General features: G+C 69.0%; 1 protein-coding gene and 1 pseudogene. Both read right to left on the bottom strand.

Annotation, left to right across the window (positions count from 1 at the left end; genetic code table 11):
• Positions 1–203: 203 nt before the first annotated feature.
• Positions 204–668: a MarR family winged helix-turn-helix transcriptional regulator gene (locus tag I5I_RS04500; protein WP_036316898.1), complete on the bottom strand. Its 465-nt coding sequence runs from the start codon at positions 666–668 to the stop codon at positions 204–206.
• Positions 661–1,153 (bottom strand): annotated as a pseudogene (locus I5I_RS04505) (MFS transporter); the annotation flags it as partial. The gene I5I_RS04500 and the pseudogene I5I_RS04505, both read right to left, overlap by 8 nt.

A 1,153-nucleotide genomic window follows, 5' to 3' on the forward strand; every position in this document is an offset into this window, starting at 1 on the left:
CAGCGGCCGGAATCTGTGAGACGGTGAGAGACCATCTGGTCGCTCCTTCCCGTGCGTGTCGGCGTGGGCTGCACGTGCTGCCGCGCGGGCGCGGTGCCCCCGTGAAGACAGTCAACCCCGGAGATGTCTCGACCGTGTTACGCGAGTGCTACCGGGCGACTAATCTCCTCGGCTCATTTCCTCGGCGCCGAGCGGCATCTCCGTCAGCGTCGGGTCACGCTGTCGCCGAGCGCCCGCAGCAGCCGGGTGAGGGCGTTGATGTCGTCCAGCGGCCAGTCCACGATCGCGTCGAGCAGCAGTCCCTGCTGGGGCGCGCGGGCCGCCTCGAGACGGGCAAGACCCTCCGGCGTCGGGGCGAGGAGGCTCGAGCGGCCATCGGCCGGGTCGGGGGAACGGGAGATGAGGCCGAGCGACTCGAGTTCGCGGATGGTCCGGCTCAGCTGGCCCTTGTCCATCATCAGCAGATCGGACAGGGACGACAGCGTCACGCCGTCGCGGCGCGCGATCGTCGTGAACACCTTGTAGGCGCCGGGGAGAAGGCCGGGGCTCACCCGGTTCGCGATCTCGCTGATCACCCGCTGGAAGCGGGTGATCAGCTCACCGAACTCGGACTCCAGTTCCCGCACCGCGGCGGTGCGGGAACCGGAGTCTTCGGTCGTCTCAGCCATCGTTCCGGGATCCGGCAGGCACGGTGCGCACGGCGCCGGTGGCGGTGAGCGTCTCCATCGCCTCGGGAACCGAGACCGTGGCGAGATCGGCCTCGCTGGCCTGCATGCGCTCGACGGTGGTCATCGTCGTGAGCGGCTTGTTGGGCAGGAACGCGATCGCGATGAGCGAGACCACCGCGAAGGGCACCGCGATCAGGAAGGAGTGCGAGATGCCGTTGGCGTAGATGTCCTCGAACACGACTCGAAGCGTATCGGGCATGGCCGACACCTTGGGCAGCGAGCCGGTCTGCAGCTGCTGCGCCCAGTACGAGGCCTGGTCGCCGAGCCCCATGATCGCGGCGGTGATGTCCTCCTTGCGCTGTGCGACCAGATCCACGACGCGTGCCGCGAGAGCGGCGCCCATCACCGAGACGCCGATCGTGCCGCCGAGGCTGCGGAAGAAGGTGACTCCCGAGCTCGCCACGCCGATTCCTCCGGCCGGGTGG

It is taken from the genome of Microbacterium sp. B24 (genome assembly GCF_000333415.1).
GTDB lineage: Bacteria > Actinomycetota > Actinomycetes > Actinomycetales > Microbacteriaceae > Microbacterium.

Coding starts and splice junctions, on each gene's coding strand:
- I5I_RS04500 (WP_036316898.1), bottom strand. CDS start 668: ATGGCTGAGACGACCGAAGACTCCGGTTCCCGCACCGCCGCGGTGCGG.